21 protein-coding genes are annotated in these 21,166 nt (G+C 63.9%); 11 read left to right on the top strand and 10 right to left on the bottom strand.

Annotated features, from left to right (window positions below; genetic code table 11):
- Positions 1–75 precede the first annotated feature (75 nt).
- The 10 genes from QZY03_RS24635 to QZY03_RS24590 all read left to right on the top strand — a co-directional run bounded on the left by QZY03_RS24635 (position 76) and on the right by QZY03_RS24590 (position 6,111).
- On the top strand, positions 76–342 hold the full coding sequence (locus QZY03_RS24635) for a helix-turn-helix transcriptional regulator (RefSeq protein WP_295585540.1): 267 nt from the start codon (positions 76–78) through the stop codon (positions 340–342).
- Positions 339–1,076: a replication initiation protein gene (locus QZY03_RS24630; RefSeq protein ID WP_295585538.1), complete on the top strand. Its 738-nt coding sequence runs from the start codon at positions 339–341 to the stop codon at positions 1,074–1,076. The genes QZY03_RS24635 and QZY03_RS24630 overlap by 4 nt, the downstream gene beginning before the upstream one ends.
- Before the next feature lie 118 nt (positions 1,077–1,194).
- The gene (locus tag QZY03_RS24625; protein WP_295585537.1) at positions 1,195–1,986 is read left to right on the top strand and encodes a hypothetical protein; all 792 of its coding nucleotides are present in this window, start codon (positions 1,195–1,197) and stop codon (positions 1,984–1,986) included.
- A gap of 603 nt (positions 1,987–2,589) precedes the next feature.
- Entirely contained in the window at positions 2,590–2,955 is a 366-nt protein-coding gene (locus QZY03_RS24620; protein WP_295585536.1) for a hypothetical protein, read from the top strand.
- Positions 2,952–3,266: a histidine kinase gene (locus tag QZY03_RS24615; protein ID WP_295585534.1), complete on the top strand. Its 315-nt coding sequence runs from the start codon at positions 2,952–2,954 to the stop codon at positions 3,264–3,266. The genes QZY03_RS24620 and QZY03_RS24615 overlap by 4 nt, the downstream gene beginning before the upstream one ends.
- Positions 3,267–3,449: 183 nt before the next feature.
- Complete coding sequence (locus tag QZY03_RS24610) at positions 3,450–3,833, top strand: hypothetical protein (RefSeq protein ID WP_295585532.1); 384 nt, start codon at positions 3,450–3,452, stop codon at positions 3,831–3,833.
- Positions 3,740–4,075, top strand: coding sequence for a hypothetical protein (locus QZY03_RS24605; RefSeq protein ID WP_295585530.1), 336 nt, complete (start codon positions 3,740–3,742; stop codon positions 4,073–4,075). The genes QZY03_RS24610 and QZY03_RS24605 overlap by 94 nt, the downstream gene beginning before the upstream one ends.
- Before the next feature lie 307 nt (positions 4,076–4,382).
- Positions 4,383–5,171: a VOC family protein gene (locus tag QZY03_RS24600; protein ID WP_295585529.1), complete on the top strand. Its 789-nt coding sequence runs from the start codon at positions 4,383–4,385 to the stop codon at positions 5,169–5,171.
- A complete protein-coding gene (locus QZY03_RS24595; RefSeq protein ID WP_295585528.1) occupies positions 5,171–5,653 on the top strand; it encodes a VOC family protein in 483 nt (160 codons plus the stop codon). Before QZY03_RS24600 ends, QZY03_RS24595 begins: the two co-directional genes overlap by 1 nt.
- Positions 5,650–6,111 carry an SRPBCC domain-containing protein gene (locus QZY03_RS24590; RefSeq protein WP_295585526.1) on the top strand — a complete coding sequence of 154 codons (462 nt, stop codon included), beginning with the start codon at positions 5,650–5,652 and terminating at the stop codon, positions 6,109–6,111. Before QZY03_RS24595 ends, QZY03_RS24590 begins: the two co-directional genes overlap by 4 nt.
- 240 nt (positions 6,112–6,351) lie before the next feature.
- Here the strand turns inward: QZY03_RS24590 and QZY03_RS24585 are convergent, their stop codons facing one another.
- The 6 genes from QZY03_RS24585 to ihfA form a co-directional block, all read right to left on the bottom strand.
- A complete protein-coding gene (locus QZY03_RS24585) occupies positions 6,352–7,434 on the bottom strand; it encodes an NADH:flavin oxidoreductase/NADH oxidase (protein WP_295585524.1) in 1,083 nt (360 codons plus the stop codon).
- 294 nt (positions 7,435–7,728) lie between these two features.
- Complete coding sequence (locus QZY03_RS24580; RefSeq protein ID WP_295585522.1) at positions 7,729–8,097, bottom strand: helix-turn-helix transcriptional regulator; 369 nt, start codon at positions 8,095–8,097, stop codon at positions 7,729–7,731.
- A gap of 124 nt (positions 8,098–8,221) precedes the next feature.
- Complete coding sequence (locus QZY03_RS24575; protein ID WP_295585520.1) at positions 8,222–9,274, bottom strand: hypothetical protein; 1,053 nt, start codon at positions 9,272–9,274, stop codon at positions 8,222–8,224.
- Positions 9,271–9,603, bottom strand: coding sequence for a hypothetical protein (locus QZY03_RS24570; RefSeq protein ID WP_295585519.1), 333 nt, complete (start codon positions 9,601–9,603; stop codon positions 9,271–9,273). Before QZY03_RS24570 ends, QZY03_RS24575 begins: the two co-directional genes overlap by 4 nt.
- A 371-nt stretch (positions 9,604–9,974) precedes the next feature.
- Entirely contained in the window at positions 9,975–10,295 is a 321-nt protein-coding gene (locus QZY03_RS24565; RefSeq protein WP_295585518.1) for a hypothetical protein, read from the bottom strand.
- A 179-nt stretch (positions 10,296–10,474) separates the two neighbouring features.
- Positions 10,475–10,819: an integration host factor subunit alpha gene (ihfA, locus tag QZY03_RS24560; protein ID WP_295585517.1), complete on the bottom strand. Its 345-nt coding sequence runs from the start codon at positions 10,817–10,819 to the stop codon at positions 10,475–10,477.
- Positions 10,820–11,041: 222 nt separating this feature from the next.
- On the opposite strand from ihfA, the gene QZY03_RS24555 reads away from it, so the two are divergent.
- Positions 11,042–11,320, top strand: coding sequence for a hypothetical protein (locus QZY03_RS24555; RefSeq protein ID WP_295585515.1), 279 nt, complete (start codon positions 11,042–11,044; stop codon positions 11,318–11,320).
- A gap of 360 nt (positions 11,321–11,680) precedes the next feature.
- On the opposite strand, the gene brxL is transcribed toward QZY03_RS24555, so the two are convergent.
- From brxL to QZY03_RS24535, 4 genes are all read right to left on the bottom strand, one after another.
- Positions 11,681–13,732 (bottom strand): BREX system Lon protease-like protein BrxL, encoded by a 2,052-nt coding sequence (gene brxL / locus QZY03_RS24550; RefSeq protein WP_295585514.1) that lies wholly within the window; start codon positions 13,730–13,732, stop codon positions 11,681–11,683.
- Positions 13,733–13,736: 4 nt separating this feature from the next.
- Complete coding sequence (gene pglZ / locus QZY03_RS24545; protein ID WP_295585512.1) at positions 13,737–16,061, bottom strand: BREX-1 system phosphatase PglZ type B; 2,325 nt, start codon at positions 16,059–16,061, stop codon at positions 13,737–13,739.
- A gap of 118 nt (positions 16,062–16,179) precedes the next feature.
- Positions 16,180–19,671, bottom strand: coding sequence for a YhaN family protein (locus QZY03_RS24540; RefSeq protein ID WP_295585510.1), 3,492 nt, complete (start codon positions 19,669–19,671; stop codon positions 16,180–16,182).
- Complete coding sequence (locus tag QZY03_RS24535; RefSeq protein ID WP_295585508.1) at positions 19,668–20,924, bottom strand: DNA repair exonuclease; 1,257 nt, start codon at positions 20,922–20,924, stop codon at positions 19,668–19,670. Before QZY03_RS24535 ends, QZY03_RS24540 begins: the two co-directional genes overlap by 4 nt.
- Between the last annotated feature and the right edge of the window lie 242 nt (positions 20,925–21,166).

Below are 21,166 nucleotides of genomic sequence, written 5' to 3'. Positions count from 1 at the left end.
GCAATATTTCGATATGTCATGCTCAATAAAGCTCTGAGAGTAGTTTATATGCAACACTCAAGAGACAAATGTTCGATGGCTGCCGCAGCCGTCGGCCGCGCGGCACGCCGCATCGTCGGCGCCAATGTCCGCAGCGTCCGCAAGACCCATGGCTGGAGCCAGGTGGAACTGGGCCAGCGGATCGGCATGGGCCAAGGCACGATCTCCGCGATCGAGCGGGGCGTGCGCTGTCCGTCGTTGCCGACCCTGTTTCTGCTCGCCCAGGCGTGCGAGGTCGCGACCGAGCGGCTGGTGCAGGTGCCGGTCGGCGCGGGCGGACGGATCGCCGAGCCGTTGGAATGACCCCGGTCACGGCCATCCTGGACGAGCCGGCGATGACGCTGGCTGCGCGCCTGGCGCGCATCCGCGAGCGGGCCCGCGCGCGCAACCGTGAGGTCACGCGCGTGGCGAGCGCTGCTACGCATCGCGACCGTGGCAACCCCAAGGCTGGTGCCGGTCCGCAGCGCCGCGCTCAAACCGCAATGCAGCCGTCGGCCGCGCGGCCAGCCCGGCTGGCCAAAGCGAGTGATCGCGTGACCCGTGCGGAACAGCAGGTGTTGCTGCGCCTGATTGCCCAGATCGAACGCCGTGCGCCTGGCGCGCCGCCGACCGCGGAGACCCCCTTTGAGGTGACCGCCGACGGCCTCTGCAAACTGTTCGGGATATCGCCGCAACAGGGCTACGACCTGCTCCGGAAGGCGACCGACCGGTTGGCCCGCCGCTGGGTCACGATCCACGCGCCCGACCCCCAGCACCCCGCGCTGGAAGCGACCAAGACCCCCTTGGTGCATGCGATCGACTGCCTGCCGGCCGACGGGCGGCTGCGCGTCTACCTCGCCCCCAGGGTACTGCCGTACCTGACCCAACTCGCCGCCGCGTTTGCGCAGTACCGGCCCCGGTCGGCCGAACGGCCACCAATGCCAGACTGGGCGCTGCGCCCATGCGACGACCTGATCGGCCGACGACCGAGGAAACGCCCGGACCTCGCGAACGAGTCGGGCCGCAGTTCCGGATGGGCGGGCGAGCCGAGCCGGTAGGATGCAGGGCGAGCTGACAACACCAGGTGATGTCGCGCCGAAACCGGCGGGATCGGGTAATCGCTGCGGTCATGACCCGCAGCACCCGCGGTTCTTCAGTCCGCCGCCCGAGCACGGCGTGCGCCCCCCGATCCTGTGCCAGTGGATCGAGCGGGTCCGCCAGTTCTACGACGCCCCCGACACGATCCCCAGCCTTGCCCATGCCCTGTTTGACCGTCAGGTCGCTGCCGACCCCGCGGGTGACCACCAGCCGCGCCAGATGCGCAGCGAGCGCCGGGAGGCGTGCTGCGCGCTGCTCGGGTCGATCATGCATTACTGCGATCTGCCGTCGCTGTGCGTGAGCGTGCCCCAAGCCGATGGCACCCTGGCGCCGGTGACCTTGCGCACCCTGGCCGAGCGGGCTGGGCTGGGCCTGCGGCGGGCCGAGCGCGCCATGCGTGATATCGTCACCGGTGGACTGCTCGTGCCCCACCGGCGGGCCGCGCGCCGCGAGGACGGCAGCTACGTCGGCCGGGCGGCGATTCGCGTCGTGCCGTCCTGCGTCTTCGGCTTGTTTGGGCTGGAGGCCCGCCTGGCGCATGACCGGCAGCGCATCAGCCAACAGCGCCGGGAGGCCGCCGGGACCCGCACGGGCGCGGCACGCCTGCGTACCGCCATCGGCGCCGCGCTGGGTGCAACCGGCGGCGGCGCGCGTCCCCCGGCACCGTCGGCGGCAGCCGCCCGGATCGCCGCGCCGCCGGATCTGGCGCCGCCGCACGTGGCGCCCACCCCAGCCCAGCCAGAGCCCAAGCACGCCCCGCACATCCGCGCGCTGCGTGCGATCCTCGCCGGCGCGGGCCACGCGCGCGACCCCCAGGTCGGCGACACCGGCCAACCTGGGCGCGGCGCACTGACGAACCAGGGTCCCTGACCGACCGGTCGGCTCCTCACCCCCGCCGTTGCCCCTCCACAGTGCCGCTCCCCGCGGCACCCGTCCCCCCGTTGCCGGTTGGTCCACCTTGACCGCCATTGGCGTCCATCGTTTCCCAAAGTTTCCGGTTCCGGTGTCCTGAAGACCCGGAACCTGGTCGGCTGCGCCCGAAAAATACACATGCCGCCGGGCTCGTTCTGAACAACTAAAAATAGGTGTCGGGGTTCAGCAACTTAAGTGTCGGCATGGGACCTAGGGCGGTCACCTGGGCGCCCGGGAGCGACCGCAAACCGGTCTTAAGTGGCGGGCCAAGCGTCGATAAGTGGCGGTTCATATCATTCGGTTTCTTTCGGGAACAAAGGAGTGCTAGCCTTCGGCTACGCACGTCTCAACGATTCGCATGCGCTCATCGCGAAGCGGTCTACAGCCGTTGCGTCCGGCCGTGACCGGACCGCAGAATGGAAGGACAGTTGGCGCCGGAACGATACGACCAAGGCACCTGGACGCGCACTGTGGGTTCTCGGAAACTCCCCGCGGTTCGGAATCGACTCGCAACGGCGTCTCGATACTCCCGGCCATATTCATTCAGGTACGACGATGCCAATGAGCCAAGACGTCAATGTCGGCGATCTCGCGATCCTCCAGCACGCGGGCTACCACTCCACGTGCAACAGCACCCTGGCCGATTTCGTCGCCACCAAGCAGTGGTTGGCGTCGCTCACCCCCGCCTGCTGTCGCAGACTGGCACAACGGCTGTCCATGGCCCGGTTGGTGGCCCCGGCGGATGGGGAGATCACCTTCGCCGCAGCCCGCTACCAGCTTCGGCCGCTCCCGTGTAGTGAGTTCGAGGGGACATGGCCCCAGGACGTGACCCGGTTCGTCTTCCGCCGTGTGCGGGTCCCGCGGTCGGCGCCCGACATTGACCGGCCAGGTCCACTGTCCCAGGGCAATCGGGGCCTACGGGTATGAGTCTCCCGGAACGTATCACCGACTTCGGCTGGTTCGGCGCCGGCTGGGCCGTCTTCAAGGGCGGGACTACCGATCCCGACTTCTACCCGCCGCTCGACGACAGCGACGCCCAGCGGGAATGGTTGGCCGGCTTCGGCGCGGCGTGGGTGGAGTGCCCGGACAACGAGGCCATTGAGTCGATTCTGAACGGCGACGGGATGGGGGGCGAGTCGGTCGAGAAGGCGCTGGTGCGGGTCCTCGAATCCAGAGACGACCTCCTGCGCGCCCTGTGGGCGTTGGGGCTCGGTAAGATTGCGCGGGTGACCCACTGATGCGCGCTCGACCGGGCCGACGGCGAGCTGCAATGACCATGGGACGATGGAGCCTCCGATCGGCCCTGCGCGATCGGGCCGCGGCAGCGATGACCACGCACACGCCAACCGGAAAGCCGGCCTTGCTGTTCCCTGGTGTGACGCGGGGACGAGACTTGGGACCGAACCGCCCGGGAGCCGCTCATGAATGCACCAACCGCCGGCCGCCTCCAGCTCAGCTATCTGGGCCTGGTGCAGTTTCTGTTCCTGCTGACCTGGGTAGTCTCTGCGATCTATCTCGGCCCCTTGCTGGCCAAGCTCGGGCTGCCCAAGGAGTTTGCACCGCGCCTGCTACTGTTGGACCAGGTGTTGTTCGCCTGCGCCAATGTGCTGCTGGGTCTCTACGCCGACCGGGTCATGCGCCTGTTCAGAGGCATGGCACCCGGGGTGCTGATTTTGAACCTGATCGCGTGCCTGGCCTTCATCGCGATTCCGTGGCTGACGGACTGTGCCCGGCACTGTTCGTCGGGTTGGTCGCCCTCTGGGTGCTCACCTCGTCGGTACTGCGCACACCCCTCTATGCTCTGATCGTGCGACGCAGTCAGGAGCCCGGGCGGGCGACCGCGGTCGCGCTGCTGGGCATGGGCCTGGCTAGCGCCCTGGCGCCGTACCTGGGGACGGTGCTCAAGGGGGTCGATCCGGTCCTGCCATTCACTCTGTCCGGGGTGAGCCTGGCCTTGGGCACCTTGGGGTTCGTTGCCTGGGAGGCGCGCCAGCGACCGGCCAACTGCTTGAGTCCCGCAATGTCGGCGGGCCGTAAGCCCTGGTAATTTCGGGGGCATACCTCGAAGCGGTCATCAGTCGGGACTAAACGGAGAACGGCGGAGAAGACCAGCGGGAATGTCACGAGCAGTGGTGCTGGCGAGTAGCCGTGCGGCGACCCGCCGGTCGCCGCGTCGCGCCTCAAGACAGTCACTGCGGTGCGCAGTGATAACTGAAGTACCAGCAATACCCTAGTTGTTTTGTCATAGATTCGGTGCGGCGCGTGGTCTAACTTCCGAACCAAGCGCGTCGCGCGCGTTCTCGGTTCCGACGAGCGGACTGTAAGGCCCTGAATCTTAGATGGTAGGAGACGACATGCCAAACAAGCACGGCGATTTCATCTGGTATGAACTGTTGACGACCGATCCTGATGCCGCCGCCGACTTTTATGGGTCGGTGCTCGGCTGGGAAGTGAACGATTCGGGCCAGGCCGGGATGGATTATCGCCTGCTTTCGATCGGCGACACCAATATTGGCGGGATGATGGCGCTGACTTCCGAATCATTGGAGGCGGGCATGCGCCCGGTCTGGCTCGGCTACATCGGCGTTAATGACGTTGATGCCACGATCGGCGCGATAACCGCTGCGGGCGGCACGGTGCGCATGCCCGCGACCGACATTCCCGGCGTCGGTCGCCTCGCCCTGCTCGCCGATCCGCAAGGCGCCGGCTTTTATGTGATGCGCGGTGCTATCGAGGCGACAAGTACTGCTTTTTCAACCACCGAGCCAGGCCATTGCAGCTGGAACGAGCTTAGCACGAGCGACTTGAGGGCCGCGCTGGACTTCTATGGGGCTCGGTTTGGATGGGAGAAAGGCGATGTTATGGACATGGGCGCTTTGGGTGACTATCAGTTCATCACGCAAGGCGGTCGAACCATCGGCGCGATGATGGCACGACCGCCAGATAGCCCTCCGCCCATGTGGACCTATTACTTCCGTGTCAGCGATATTGACGCCGCTGCCGCGAGCGCCCGGACAGGCGGTGCGCATATCCTGCACGGCCCCTGCGAGGTGCCCGGCGGCGACCGAATCCTTATCGGCTCTGATCCCCAGGGCGCGTTGTTCGCGCTGGTGGGTAGACGGCCAGGTGGGGAACCGCGGTGATGTCCAAGATCGCCCCGTGCCTGTGGTTCAACGGCGAGGCCGAAGCCGCCGCCGCCCTTTATGTTTCCCTGTTTCCCGATGCATCGGTCGCCGCGGTTTCCCGCTATGGCGAGGGAATGCCGTTCCCGGCTGGTACCGCGATGATGGTGGAGTTCACACTCGCCGGGCAGCGCTTTCAGGCGCTCAATGGTGGGCCGCAGTTCCCACATACCGCAGCGATCTCGCTATCGGTCGACTGCGCGACTCAAGCCGAATTGGATCATTTCTGGCAGGGGCTGACGGCTGACGGCGGGGCGCCCGGTCAGTGTGGCTGGCTCAAGGATCGCTTCGGTGTCTCGTGGCAGATCGTCCCAATGGCATTGGGCGAGATCATGACGCGCGACGATGTTGCGGGCAAAGCACGCGCGCTGCAAGCCATGATGGGGATGACAAAGCTTGATATCTGCGCGCTGGAAGCGGCCTATGCCGGGACCACACCATGAGCGGAACCGCTGAAAATGGCTTTGAACTTGCGATCGAGCGACACATCGACGCGTCCCCCGCTGCCGTCTGGCAGGCTTGGATCGAGCAGTTTGAGCGCTGGTGGGCGCCCGCGCCCTGGACGACCACCATCGTCGAAATGGACCTGCGGCCCGGTGGACGATTCGCGTTACTGATGAGTGGCCCCGCCGGTGAAGCCTCGCCGATAGAAGGGGTCTTCCTCGAGGTGGTGCCGGCACGCCGCATCGTCTTCACCGATGCGTTTCGCGCCGGGTGGATACCGCAAGCGCCGTTCATGGTCGGCTTTTTCGCCTTTTCGCCAGAAGGCGACGGTACACGCTACAGGGCCGGGTCGCGCCATTGGGACGAAATGGCGATGAGGCAGCACGACGGGATGGGGTTTGTTGCTGGGTGGACAACGGTTGCGGACCAGCTGGCGAAGATTGCAGAAGCCAAGTAGGTTGACCGACCGGTTCCGATCGCTTTCCAGCCCTCAGCACAACCGAGCTGAATAGCGGCTTGTGGCCGCCAGCGCCCGCAGCATGGTCCCCCGGCGTACCCAGTCCGGTCGCCGTTTCGCAGAGCGTCCGGGACTGTAACTGGCCCGCTCAAGGTCGGAGCCTCGTAAGCGCAAGAACCGGCATGTCCGGTTCGTAGGCAGCCCGGTGACCGTGAGGTCACCCGGCGACTCATGCCATGGCTACCACGCCCGTTGATACTGGACAGGAGGTTTGAGCGCCGCAGTCTGCCCCAGGGCCTGCGCCGCCCGCAGCGGCCACTGCGCATCCCGTAACATTTCCCGGGCGAGCAGCACCAGGTCGGCCCGGCCGTTGCGGACGATCTCGTCGGCGTGGGTCGGTGCCGTGATCAGGCCGACCGCGGCCGTGGCGATCCCGGCCTCGTGGCGGATGCGCTCGGCAAAGGGGACCTGATAGCCAGGGCCTACCGGGATCTTTGCATGTGGAACCAGGCCCCCTGAGCTGCAATCGATCAGGTCCACGTCCTCGGCCTTCAGCAGGCGGGCGAGGGCGACGCTCTGTTCGATGTCCCAACCGCCGTCCGCCCAGTCGGAGCATGAGATCCGCACGCCCAGCGGGAGCCGATCCGGCCAGACGGCACGCACGGCGCGGGTGGTCTCGATGAGGAAGCGCACCCGGTTCTCGAAACTGCCGCCGTAGCGGTCCGTGCGCTCGTTGGACAGCGGGGAGAGAAACGCATGGAGCAGGTAGCCATGGGCGGCGTGGACCTCCAGCCACTCATAGCCGGCGGCCAGCGCCCGCTGGGTGGCCGCGACGAAATCGCCCTGGACCCGCGCGATGTCCGCCTCGCTCATCGCCTGCGGGACCTTCGGCAGGTCCCCACCAAAGGCCAGCGCGCTCGGTGCCAGCGTCGGCCAACCCCCGTCTGCGTCGGCCAGGTGAGCGACGCCCTCCCAGGGCCGCGCCGCGGACGCCTTGCGCCCGGCATGGGCGAGTTGGACGCCGGGCACCGCACCCTGACCCTTCACGAAGCGGTTGATGCGGAGCAGCGGCTCGATGTGCCGGTCTGCCCAGAGCCCGGCGTCGCCGGGGCTGATGCGCCCTTCGGGCGAGACGGCGGTCGCCTCGGCAATGACCGACCCGGCGCCGGCCGCGGCGCGGGCGCCCAGGTGGACCAGGTGCCAGTCGGTGGCCGTGCCGTCGACCGACGAGTATTGGCACATGGGCGACACGCCGATGCGGTTGCGCAGGGTAACGGACTTGATCGTCAACGGGGCAAAGAGGTGTGCTGCTTCGTTGGGCATCGGGGTAACCACCAGGAAGGGGACACGCGGGCGTGGGCCGATAGTATCTCAGAGGGCACAGGGCACCGGGACATCGTGATCATTAGATGCCCCAGCGGCCCAGCCGACCGAACAAGTGACCGTACATGAAACCGAACAAGGTACGCCAAGATGCTGACTCGACGAGTTAAATGCGCAGTCAAGCGGGCGATCGTGCTCGTACAGCCGACCTTGCAAGGTTTGCGAGAAGACAGCCAAGCCTGCGGCGACCTGATAACCAAACTCGCAGGACCACACTGCCCGTGCCAACTACGCTTATGCTGCGACCGGTTGCTCGGTGACACGCCGCGCCTCGGCCCCGGCCCGCTTGCGGACCTCGATCTGGCCCAGGGCATCGGTCGCCCGGTACTGGCGGAGCAAGTCCAGTTCATCCGCGGAGAGATTCACCGGGTCCTCAATGCACAGCAAGAAGGCCGGTGTCACCGTCCCCAGCGCCGTGGCCAACAGGCGCGCCTCCTCGATGCCCATGCGCCGGGTGCCCAGCTTGTAGTTGCTGATGCGCGACTTGGATAAGCGCTCGTCAGTGCGCTCAGACAGGCGACGGAGCGACAGCCCGGCGGCCTCTCGGGCATAGCGTAACCGCTCGCCGATGGCGTTGCTCAAGCTGATTTCGGATTCGGTCATGGCAGTGAGCGTCTCCGGCGGCGTGATCGCCGCGTGGTTGAGGATTGGTGGGTAGATGTCACCGGTGGTCCAGACACTTGGCCACCACGCGGGGACCACCGGCCCGAGGCAGGTCCCCTCCAGCTTAGCCCACCGGCCGCACGGTGACCGCCAGTGCCGCCGGATCGGGCACGTTCACCGCGACCGGCGCCATCCACTTGACTCGGTGGCCCTGACGCCCCTCTCCGACCCGGAAGGTATGCCAGTGCGCCCGTCGGATGTGAGCGCGCGGTCGGGTCCGCTCGCCCGGCACTGCCCCGGGGGCCGGTTCCGCCGCCGTGGCGGCCTGGCGCAGCGCCGCCCCCAGGCGCATGCCCACCTCCCAGGTCGTTGGCTGGTCCGGCGGGAACAGGCGCGGACCGCGTTTGGTGCGCGTTGGTTTCGGGAGTCCCGGGCGGCGGGTGCCGTCGCCAAGCTCGGCGTTCTCCGCACAGAGGTAGAGCACCAAGGCCACCAGCGGCTGGATCGCTGCCAGCCGTTGTGCCGGATCGGGCCGGTGCGCGTCCTGGTCGGAGAGACCCTGCTCCGCCAGCCGCCGCCGGCCGCTCTCGGCAACCCGCGCGAGGGCGTCGGCCAGGGCCCCGTCGCCCAGAATCAAGGGCACCGGCACCAGTCCCCGCCGCGGGTCGAGCGCCAGGGCCGGTGTCTCGGCGGTGTCGAGCACCAGGCGCAGTTCATCGGCGCCGCCGCCGTCCTCCCACTCCAGGTGCGCCCAGAAGCCGTGCAGGGTCCGCCCCTCCCAGGTCCGGCCCGGGGTCTCGATAAAGACGCACCACTCCGGCAACCGGTAGAGCAGGTCCGTCGGCAGTTCGCCCGCCAGCGGGGTGGCAGCGACGGCCGCCGCGACCGTGGGATCGAAACGGTAGACACCCTGGGTCACGCGCCAGGTCGCCAGCGCACTGACGATGCCCACCCGGTGAATCCGCTCGATCGGGATGCGTCGATCACCCCCGCCGCTCAGGATGGCATAGGACGCCTGCAGCGGCAGAAAGCACCAGTCCGGCCAGTGCGGGAAGGCGCTCGCTCGCAGCGCCCGCAGTTGGTCCACGGCGGACCACAGCGCGGGGTAGGTGTGGCCGACCGCGGCCAGGATGGCGCGAGGGCGGGCGATTCCCGCTCCGATTGGCGCTGCGCTCACGGCTGCTCGCAGTCTTTGCGCCCACCCAGATCCATCCCGAGTCGTTGCCGGACCCGGATGGCGTAGTCGACCCATTCCGCGGCGTCGAGCTCAGCCACCATTCCCAGGCGCCGCAAGTTGGCCCGCAGATCCGCCGCAGCGGCGATATGCGCCAGCGGTCCAGGCTCGCCCTCGAGCCGGGCGAGGACGTGTCCGTTGGGCGTGACCACAAGCTCAGACCGGGCGGGCGTGGTGTACTGGCGCTCCAGGACGTAGCCCCGGATGGCGGCCAGTTGGGGGCTCATGTTGAGGAAGCGGCTGGGGGCGAGTTTGTGGTGGAAGGTGGTCATTAGGGCGTGAAGGTCCTGAGCGGGAAGCTGCCTAAGCCGCAGAACGGGCTATTGATAAGGCTGTGTCTGGGTTAGGTGTTGGTAGCTCGGCAACCCACCGAAAGCGAAGAGAAAACATACAACACCGAATTTCCAGCATTGTCCCTTGCGACAAAGAGTTAGCTCCGTGACAGCCTCGGCCCAACACCTAACGCAGACATAGCCTTTGATAAGGATTGCGGCGATCCGCTTTTTCCATTCGTTGCTCTTACATAACAAGATATTAGCGGCCGTCGTACATGGGGGCACCCAAGACACTGACCTGGTCGGTCCGTGACCGTCGCCCACCGACCCTAGGCTGCGCTCATGATTTCAGTTGTTCTGCGTGGCTTTCACTTTAACTTGACAGTGACGAAAAAAGTAGCATTTGAATGCGCCGTGATCAACGCCATAATGCCTTCACTTTTCTGATCATAATCATCAATCATTTTCGCTATTTTTATACTAGAAGGAGCATCAAATACCTCGAAAATTTCTTCTTTTGTTCTGTAGTCATGCTTGCTTGGTAGTCCTCTTTCAATAACATTTGTTGCATAGACTAGCAACGCGCCTTTTCCCATAGAAAGGTAGCATTCCCTGTATAATTTAGAGAGTTTCCCCAAATTTGTATCAAGAACCGATAATGCGTGATTTTTTTGGCTAATAGCTGACACGATAATTGCGAAATACTCTTACGTATGCGGCGTGATTTAGAGGGTGGCGTTTGGAGCTGCGCATACCGTCGGATCAACTATAATGCCGATTATTGGCCACGCGCTTGTAGGCGCAATTCAGTCATGTCCGCTTCCGCGTCGCCGGGCGCGCGCATCGCGCCGCCCGGGACCTGGCGTGTTCAGGCGATGGCGAGCTGGTCGCCGGACGCCGCGGCGTCGGCGCTCGCCTGATCGGGTCCCGCATAGGCTTCCACCCGGGCCTTGAGCTTCTGGCCTGGCCGAAAGGTCACGACCCGGCGGGCGGTGATCGGGATCTCCTCGCCGGTCTTCGGATTACGCCCCGGGCGCTCCTTCTTCTCGCGTAGCTCGAAATTCCCGAACCCGGACAGTTTGACTTCCTCGCCGCGTTCCAGCGCCGCGCGAATTTCCTCGAAGACCTCCTCGATGAGGTCTTTGGCCTCCCGTTTGTTGAGCCCGAGCTCGTCGAACAGGTGCTCTGCCATGTCGGCTTTGGTCCAGGCCATACCTTCTATCCCGTCGTCGTGGGCCAAAAACTGACTTAAGACGGGTCAACCAAGGTCCCACCGTCGAAGCCGCTATCTGATCGGCAAGTGTCTGAGAAGTAGCTTGTAAAATCAATCCGCAAGCGAAGCAATTGCGGACGCTCCGGCGTTTGATGTAGGTATGGGGTCGGGCTCCTTTGATCTGTGGCGGGTATCCTCCGCTACGCCTTAAGATATGTTTTCGTGCCGCTGGGTGTCCTCCCCACGGCGAAGGGGGCGAGCTTGACTGCGGTGGGCCGGGTCGCCAACTTGCCCAACCTGTCGAGGCCCGAGATCCTGGTCCTCTGGCGGGAACTGTTGGGCCGTGAGCCGCAGCTGTCCAACATCCGCAAGCTCTTGGCGCGCCGCCTGGCCTATCGACTGCCGGGGGACGCCTTCCGCACCGTGAACCCGGATCTCTTGGAGCGCAACTTGGATGGAGACTTTTGTACCTGGACCCTCGTGAAGCGGGGGGTGAAGTAGTAGGTCATGACACCGCTGGACGCACCGGACCCCTTCGTGGAAGAAGCGCGCCAGGAGCGTCAGGCCGCCCGCGCGGAGCATACAGCACTGTTGCGGGGTCTCGCCTGCCCACCATTGGCAACGGCTGCTGGACGAGCAGCGGGCTGTCTCAGTTGCCGAGATCACCGAGACCAAGGGGGTAGATGTCACCCAGGTCCGTCGTCTGCCGTTGGCCCCGGAGGTCCTGGCCCTATGCCCGGATTGAGCAAACCCGAATACTTGCAACGGCCTTCCCCACATCGAATGGCCTGCCGCTCCCCCGTCACGCCAAGCGTACCACGTCTCCAGTTCCATAGACTCCCGGAGCCTGGTCACTGTCCATCAGATCGCCAACGCCTTCAGCAAGGCATCCCGAGCGTCAAGGTAGTAGTGGATAGTGATCCTCGCCGCCAGATCGTCGGGCAGGTCGTTCAATTGCCTCCGGCTATTGATCGGCATAAGGATGCTGCCGGCACCCTTCTCGATGGCTGTTTCAACGACCGCCACGGGGTTGAAGATGGTTTCGAGGGAGCCACCCAGGTTCAGGCCACCGCATACAGCGAAACCGCCCTTGATGCTCTTCTGGAGGAGCGATGAGCACAGTGCAAGCAGTACGCCGACGCCGACCGCCGAACCGCTCTTGGCGCTGTCGAATGCCCGCAATTGAACCGTAAACTCGTGCTGACGAGGTTCGCGCTCACCAACAAGCTCCTTCGCCCGAGCGTAGAGGTTTTGCTCGGCACATCGAACGCTTTCCTTGAACGGTGGTGGCGCAGGCTGATTGAGAATTTTCACCCCGCTACCCGGGCCTTCGGCGATGTCGATTTGATACAAGCCAGGGTTTTCGTCGCCGCCACCGCCAGAGATCACCCAGACCTGTCCCGGTGGCAATGGGTCGCTGCCGATACTGTTCTCGTTGTAAAGTTCGGGTGTCGCCACGAACTTTTCTACCCCTTCTTCGCCGATCGTATAACTGAACTGGGTGTTGCGAAACTCGGCGGAGCCAATGCGCTTCTGCTGTTCCTTGACCCGCCGGCGGCACTCCAGCGCCAGGCGGAGCGCCCACTCCAGCACCTCGTCGGCAACCGGGACCTCCGGATTTGGCGATATCAGCTTGATCAGGCCGCTGACGGTCTTCTGGACGCCGGTCGTGTCACGTCCGCTCAGGGCGCCCCCCAGGTGAAAACGCCCCTGGAGGACACTTTGCCGGCTCTGGCGCCGCAACTGATTCCAGCATTCGGACAGAAAGTCGCTGACCAGCCCGAAGTGATTGGTCAGAAGATCGCGGTTGACCTTTGGCAGGTCCCAGCCGGGCAGATAGGCGTGGATGCGGTCCATGAACGCGGTGTCGTCACGCATCTCGGGCGGCAGTGGCCCGAACAGGTGACCCACCCGCTGCTGGTGCTGCACGTCCACCTCGAAGTTGCCCACCATGACCACGCCGCCATCGGCGCGGATGCTTTCCTTACCGCGACTGAACTCGCCGGATTCCATGTAGCCCTTCATGATGTTCACGCCGTCTTTCTGGTCGAAGGAGACGCCGGAAATCTCATCGAAGCAGACCACGTCGTACTGACAGACCAATCCGCGCTGACCGCTGGCATTGTTGACAAACATGCGCGCAACCGTCGCCTTGCCGCCCGAGATCAGGTGCGCATAGGGAGAAACCTGCTGAAACAGGTGGCTTTTGCCGGTGCCGCGGGGTCCGAGCTCCACCAGGTTGTAGTTTCGCTCCACGAACGGCACCATGCGCAGCAGCATCATGTCGCGCGCACGGGGGCTGAGTTGCTCCGGCTCCATGCCGATGCTGCGGATCAGGAAGTCCGTCCACGCCTCCGTGGCGAACGCCTCCCGACCCCGATAGAGCGCAGGCAGCACGTCGCGCTTGGACAACTGGATCTCGCGCAGCGAGTCGATGCCGAACGGGCGGCCATTCTTCTCCTGGGCGATGGTCGGGTCGTAGGCGAGTTCGACCTCGGCATAGAAGCCCCCCGTCAACATGCGCTCGTTGGCGTGGACCATCGCTTCGCCGATGCGCACGTCCTTCAATTGCAGGCTCGGCAGGGTCGCCACGAAGGAATCGGAGGCCGCATCCAGACGCGCCGTGATGATGTCGATCAGCTTCACATGCCCCTTTTCCTTGGCGCGCGCCTTGAACAGCTCGTGCTCGCCGGCGCGGATGGTTTTTTCTCCGAGCTGGCGCTCGACGATCTGGAGACCTTCGGCGATTTCGTCCTCGTCCACCGAGGCGCAATAGCGGCCCAGCAGAAACTCGGCCACATAAGTGGGGACCGGGTATTGGCCCTTGAACTTGCGCACCAGGTCCTTGCGCACCACGTAGCCTTCAAAGGCGTTGGTCGCGATCCGATCGATGGCGTCCAGTTGTTGGCTCATGAGGTCATTGTCCAAGCGTGGTGGGCAGGGCATCGATCACCTGCCCGGAAGTATCCAACAGCACGATTTCGGCCTGCCTGCCGATGTCCGAATCGTTTTCGAGAAACACCGTCACCCTGCCGTCGGCAGTGGTTTCACGCGCCTGCTTGTCCGTGAGCAGCGAGGTGTCGGCGTCGGATTGGCTGGTACGGACATCCACCTGTACGCCGCTGCAATCTCCGCCGACCAACAGGCGGCATTTGGCCCCGGTCCACTTGGCCTCCAGCAACCGTGCCGAGGCGCCCGCCGGTCGCGCGGCCGTCACGCGCAGCACGGGGGTCACCATTTCCTGCAGCGACACGCCACCATGTGAATACTCGATGCCGGCGCGGAAACTGCCGGCTCCCGGCGGGCTGGCCATCATGACCGAGGGGTTCCAGTGCCACTTGAACGCCAGCGTATCGGTCTGCGCCTCCGCCTTCAACGCGGCGCAACGACTCCAGCGGGTTTCCGTCAACCACGCCTTCAGTTCGACCTTTGGCAGGCCATTTGGCACCAGCAGCCAGCCGTGATCGGTCACCACCACCACCTCTGTCCAGCCCGCCTTGAGCAGTGCGCCGATCCGGCTGACCAGATCGCGGATTTCCGCTTCGACGCTGCGCGCGAGCTTCCAGCCCTCTGCGTGACCGCGCTGATCGAGCGCGCCGGCCTCGGTCCAGGCTGAACCGGCAGGGTTTCCGGTTTCGTCCGACCCAAGGACCTGCCACCCGCGGTCTTTCAGGGTGGTCACAAAACGCTCCTGTGTCAGGATCTGCCCCGTGGAAACCAGACGCGTGGAGAACTCATCGCTCGCGTCGCCACCCTGAACAGCGTCGGCGATGGGAGACGCCGCGGGCTTGGCGGTTGCTGTCACAGCCGGAATGGTCGACCACTCCCAGTCCTGCGTGGATTCGATCCCCGCGGCCGCCAGCTTCTCGGCCAATTGCTGGGCCACATCCATCCGCAGTCCGTCCGCAAACACGACGAGCCGCCCCGCCGCCGCTTCGATGGGTTTGGCCCGTTTGGATAGCGACTGTCCATGCGTGTGAATGAGCTGTTGCAGGTGGCGGGCGGTCGCTTCCAGCCACGGTAGATACATCGCCCGCAGCGCCGCAAGTACGGCACCATGTTGCTCCGATGAGCCACAGGCCGCCATGGTCGCCAGGGCGGCGGCATCCACGCGCCAGCCGTCGCTGGTATAAGACGCTGCATAGGCTTCCGGAGTGGGCGCTCCGGGCACGCTCTGGCACAGCACTGCCAGTTGCGCCAACGGCCCCAACGCCGTTGCCAGAGGGCTGAGCCCGAGTCTTTGCCACGGGTAAGCGCGCCGCTCTGCGTGCTGCGTTTCCAGTTCAGCCACCCGGCGGATCACCTCATCCTGCGGGCGATCGACCAGCGACTCCAGCGCCTGCTGCAACTTCCGCTCGTCGCTCTCGTTGAGGGTCGGCCAGACCTCGGCGGAATCGAACATGTCTTGGGTTTTCGGGGCGGCGCGCTTCAGCCATTCGACGACCCCGGGATAATTCGCCGGTGCCTCGGCAAAGCGCTTCCAGACCTTAGTCCAGTTATTGACACGCGCAGCGAGCAATCCGGCCGCCTTCAGCGGGCCGTCCTTGACCGGATCGAAGCCGGCATCCGCCTTGCACTGCTGGCAGAAGGCCTTCCATTCGGCGCCCGAGCGAGCTTGTTTGAACGCCTCCGGATCGCTCAGCCAGCGCAGTAGCAGCCCGGTCGCGTCTGGCGCCAGCAAGGCGTTGAAAAACTCCGAATCCAGACGCCGGCCCCGCAACTGGGTGATCGGTTCCGTCAGCAGCGAGGGCAATGCACCCGCAAGCGCATCGAGCGTCGCCTGATCCTTAACCACATCGAGGTCGAGCCCGCCGTGTTTTGAAACCAGAAAGGCATAAGGTGTCCATTCCTTGCCGTTTACATGCAGCCACATTGCACCTCGGTACTGCAACTCCACCAGGGCGGCCAGCTCCTGGGGGCAGTCCTCGGCGGCACGCAGCCGCTCGCGGCTGATGCCCGGCAAGTAAAAAATCGACGTGGTTCCCGCCGGCGGCGCACCCTCCACCAAGCGAGCCTCGATGCAGCGCAGCCACAGCGCCGGCCCCGTGCGCCTTCCCGGCACGTAACCGCCGAGCAGAAACAGCTCCGGCAGCATCGTCTGCAGCTCGGGCATGACCGCTTCCCACAAGCGCTCGGGGTCAGTCCAGAGCACGACACAAGGCGCGACCTGATCGCCCGCGGCGTACGCTTGGGCAACAGTTCGAAGCGCAGTGACGAGGTGCTGAGCGACCGTTTCACTCATGTGGTATGACCTTGTTGCCCACGTGATTCTGACGGCCGGAATTGATTCAGCGGCAGGCGCAAAGCCGCTGTCCCACATCGCGCGGCCTGGCCTGAAGATGATCTAGGGTGGCGCATTTTCAGGCCGATCGATTAAAACTGCTGCTGAGTTGGTGGAGCTTGAACTGCCCCTCACCCACCGTCTCGCGGCAGAGCTCAACCAGATGTTCATGATGCGTAAACAGGAATATCTGAGTCCGCTTGGCGAGATCAGCGAGCTGCGGAAGAATCGCCCCGGCTCGTTCATTATCGAAAGTAATCAGCAAGTCATCAAGGATGAGAGGCATCGGCTCATGCTCCTCCAGATAACGATCCATCGCTGCAAGACGAAGAGCGAGGTAGAGCTGATCACGCGATCCATCACTCATTCCTTCCACAGGCACCGTTGCCCCATCCAACCTGCTGCCAACCATCACCGGGACATCCTCGTTGTTGAATTCCGCCGCGAGACCATCAAAGGCGCCTCGCGTCATCTGCTTGAACACTTGCCCTGATTTTTCCAGCAGCGGCCCCTGGTTTTCCTTCCGGAAGCGTTCGATTTGATTCCGCAGGAAATGTGCAGCCAACCGCAGACGGATGAATCGGGCAGCGTCCTGCTTCAAAGTCGCCGCTACGGATTCCGCCTGCTGGCGAAAATCCGCGGCCGCGTCCCCGGCCTTTTCCAGGTTGTCTTTTTCATGGTTCAACTTGATCAACTCGGCCTGCACTTCCTGCATGATCCGGGTCTTTTCTGTCTTCCGGCTCTCCAGGCTGTCCTTGCGCTGCGGCAAGTCATCAGCGTTCTCGGCTTGAACCAGAGCGATAAATTCATCCACGCCTTGGCCCCGAGCGGGCGCGCTGAGTGCTTCTCTCAGGCCGTCGATCCGGTCTTGTATGCCCTTGCGCCTCTCCAGGTTGGCGAGCAGCGGCTCCAGTTGTTCCGGCTTCTCCAGGTTGGACAATCGCATCAGCCCTTCCTGGACTTGCAACGCCTGTGTTTCCGTTTGTCTCGCGGTCGCCAGCTCAGCGTTCGCGTCTGACATCTGAGTCACCAATTGATCATGCTCTACCTGCGCGTTCCGGGCCTGCGAAAGCGCCTTCCACAGGCCGGCCTCCTGCGCTTCCGTCAGGTCCGCTTCAATCCCGAGCGCGACCGCTTTTTCCGCGACACTGACCTCATATCGACGGATAGTGCCCGCAGTGATCTCAGCGTCCCCGGACAGTTTGCCCCAGGTGTCAAACTTCGCGACGAGCCCCTTCCGTTCCTGAAGCAATCTCAGGCCTGATTCCGGAGTCGTGTCTTCCGCCAAGCCCGCCGTCCGACAGCGCGACTTCCAGTTTGCCTCCGCCGCTTCGACCGCAACAAGCAGATCGGCAGACTTTCGATCAAGGCCCGTCAGGGTCCTTTTCTGCTTTTCAAGGCGCTTCCCGATGGCGTTGCGCTGCCCTGTCGATTCCTCCCCTTGCTGGACCCGGCCTCTGGCAGCCTCGAACAGCACGGAAAACGATTTTTCGGGGGGCTCCGTCAACACAGCCGCCAGCGTACCCCTGGCTGTTTGCACCTTTGTGCCCTTGGCACGGAAAGCAGCCTCGGCTTCTCTCAGCTTGGAGGCTGTATCTCTGAACCGAACCCAGTTTTCACGCCAGTCTTCCATCTCGTCGGGCGAACGGGGTGGAATACCGCTTGGCGCCCATTCCGCCTCCCACGCCGCCTGGTATTTAGCGACCGCATCCCGGTGTGAAGCGAGTGCCCCTGTCACCTCGATAATGGTTTCCTGGCTGCCTCGGATCTGGAGGCGCTTTTCTTCAGCCTGGGCCACGGCTTCGGCATCGTGTCGCAATTGGTCGGCGATGTTGTCCGCCTTGCTAATCGCATGCGGGAAGGCTTCTTCCAGGGGTGAATCGGGGTCGAGCTGTTCCTTCGCTCCGTCCCCTTTCCATTCGGCAAGGACCAATTGCCAACCGTGGTCGCGATGTCCCCTGGCTTGTCCGAGGGACTCCTCGGATGGCAACGCGCCCCGCCGCTCCAACCGGCGCAATTCCTCCTCCAACGCCTTGATCTTCCGCTCCTCGTCTCGGACCAGCTTGTCGGCTTGATCGATTTCGCGCTCCAGGCGGTCAAACTGTTCACGGAATTTGCGAATGGTGGCCGGTGAAGGAACGGCCAGACGTGCGGCGGCATCCACATCTTCTGGGGTACCAGGCACCAGCGCCTGCTCAGTGGCAACCGTGCGGATCAGGTTCTCGACCTCCGCCTGGCTTGCGGCCAGGGTCTTGTTGGCGTCCGTCGCCTCCGCAGCCTCCGCGAGGGCCTCTCGCAGAGGCGTCAGGTCTGTTTCCGGCAGCAAGGTCAACTCGTTCCTATCATTCTCAATCTCTACCTGCAACGCTTCCACCGTGGCCGCATTCTCGGAATGCTGTTTCATCGTGTCCTGCAGGGTGCTTGCAGCTTCTTCACAACTCAGCTGCATGGCACTGCTCAGGCGTAAGGTCTCCAGCGATTCGAGCTCGCCATGGACACCCAAGCCCTTCATTCCCGCCCGCAAAATCGGTTCGATGCCGGCCAGCTCTTCTCGCAGCTTCGCGAGCATTTTCTTCTGCTCGCGATACGCCCCCAGCTCCTGATGCAAGAAGTCCAGCGCTTCGGCGTCAGCCAGGATCTTTGGGGAGATAGGACAGCCGGCCAACTGGCTCTCGAGTTGGCCGATCTTGGTGGTGAGAGTCTCAACACGAACGCTGGAGCCAGCAACGGCGCTGCGAACCAATCGCGTCCGTTCGACAAAATCACTGGCGACATCCGGCAGTGGGGGAAGCTCGCTGAGTGATCGCATTTCATCGCTCAAACGTCCGACACTCGGCAATGCATCCTCACACCGGTCAACCCAGGTGAGCTCGCGCGCGATTTCGTTGATCTCGTCCTCGAGGTGCTTTCGGGTTGCAGCCTGTTGCGTCAAATCCCTTTCCAACTGGTCCCAAGTGTCGGCGTTGACGGTGGCGTCACGGCTTTGCTTCAAAAGATCCTTATGTCGATGCACCGCCGGTCTGATCGACACGTTGGCGGTTGCCCGGCCTTTGAAGAGCTGCTCGGAACCCGCAACCAGCGCCTCCAGGACGCGTTGGATGGGCGTGCCGCCCAGGCTGGCGGAAAACAGTGCGTTACCGATTTCACCTTCTCCCTTGAGCAGTTGCGCGGCACCCTCGCGGAGCTCTCTGCCGCCCAGGCCAAACATCGCTGAAAAATAGGCTTGATCAATGCCGCCCAGGAACGGCCCGAGGACGTTGTCCGGCAGGGGATTTCCATCGCGGTCCAAAAGGGTATTTTTGTTTCCCTTGCGGCGTTGGAATATCAGTCGTTCACCCGCCCGGTTCTCAATCTCACCCAGGACCAACAGATTCTTGTAGTCGTGCAGGAAGTTGTCAGGGGATTGGCCGTGAATGCCGAATAAAAGATCGCGTATGGCTCTCAGCAGGGAACTCTTGCCGGCTTCGTTCTCGCCATAGATCAGGTGCAGATCACGGTCCTCTGCGGGAAACGAAAGATCCAGATTTGTAAACGGGCCAAACGCGGGAATGCGCAGTCGCTGGAATCTCATGCGACCGTTCCTCCTTCCGTTTGAAGCGAATCCAAAATGATCGCACGGACATCCGCCATCAGCGCAGAACGCTGGTCCGTCTTCCATTCCCCTTCCACCTCGGCCCGCACTTCCAAAGGCAGAACATTGAGCATCTCGACGATGTCATCCGGCAAGTCATCCAGGTCGTGGGTCGCCTGCTCCAGCGTTTCCAGCACAATCTTCGTCAGGCCGTCGCGCTCCGCCAACTGGCTGAGGTCATACACCGGTGACGTCGCCACTTTGATCTGCTCGATCCAGACAGCGGCCTCACCAAAGTCCTGTGCGATCCCCAGAATCTCCGCCCTCCAGCGCTGAGCCTCCCGGTGCAGGCTGCCGTGCAGCGTGCTTGCCCCAGTCAACGTGATCCTGGCTGCCAACAAGCGGTCCTCGGCCATCTTCACGGCAACGGCGAGGGCGGCGCGAATGCGCTGAGTCGCTTCGGTTTCCTTGTCCACCTGGTCCAAAACCACCAGCACATTCTGCCAGCGCACCACATCCAGCGTGCGCCGTTCCATGCGTTCGACTTCGAGGACTTCATTCACACTGACCAGGCAGCAGCCACGCGGCCCGGTTTCGCGGGCATCCCGCCCCTGGCAGTTGCCGGCGAAGACAATCCACGGGTCTTTGCCGATCACCTCGGGCTGATGAACGTGCCCCAACGCCCAGTAGCCGTAGCCCTTACTGCGCAGATCCTGCTCGGAACAGGGCGCGTAAGTCGCGTGGCCGGGGCGCCCCGTCAAACTGGTGTGCAGCAGGCCAAGATTGAACTTGCCCGGCATGGCGGATGGATAGTCCAGGGCCAGGTTCTCGGGAACGGCGCGATTGGGAAATCCACGGCCATGAATGATCACCGGCAGCCCGGTCACCTCGAACGATTCCGTGGTGCGCGTGGAAAATACCCGCACATTGTCGGGAAGGCCGAGCTTCTTCGTGATCACCGAAGCGGCATCATGGTTGCCAGCAATCAGGTAGACCGGAATGCCACTGGCATTGAGCCGGGCCATCTGGCTTCGAAAGAACAAACCCGTGCTGTAGTCTTTCCAATCGCCATCGTAGAGGTCACCGGCAATGACCACGAAATCAACTCGCTCGTCGATCGCGAGCTGAACCAGGTTCTCGAATGCCCGCCGGGTCGCGCCGCGAAGCACATCCAGCGGCGCGCCATCATGCGCTTGCAGTCCCTGGAGTGGGCTGTCCAAATGAAGATCGGCGGCGTGGATGAAGCGAAACATGGGCGCGTGAACCTCAGGCATTGGTTTGGGCGGCCTTCTCTTGAGCCCGCGAGAGATGTATGTCGTTCAGCCGGTGTTGGGCGAGCGTCTCTCTCGTGATGGAAACTCGACTTTGGCCATTTCAGGGAGTCGAGGCCAGTTGATTCAGCACGCGTTGCCAATCCTGGCGGGAAATAACGAGGGCGTCCGGGTCTGCGGTTGAGTTGACGAAATTCGCCGCCGCCCAACTGGTGCGGCGCACC

The organism is uncultured Lamprocystis sp. (assembly GCF_903933125.1).
GTDB lineage: Bacteria > Pseudomonadota > Gammaproteobacteria > Chromatiales > Chromatiaceae > Thiodictyon.
Note: the sequence above shows the minus strand (reverse complement) of the source record. Positions and strands in the feature narration are given on the sequence as shown.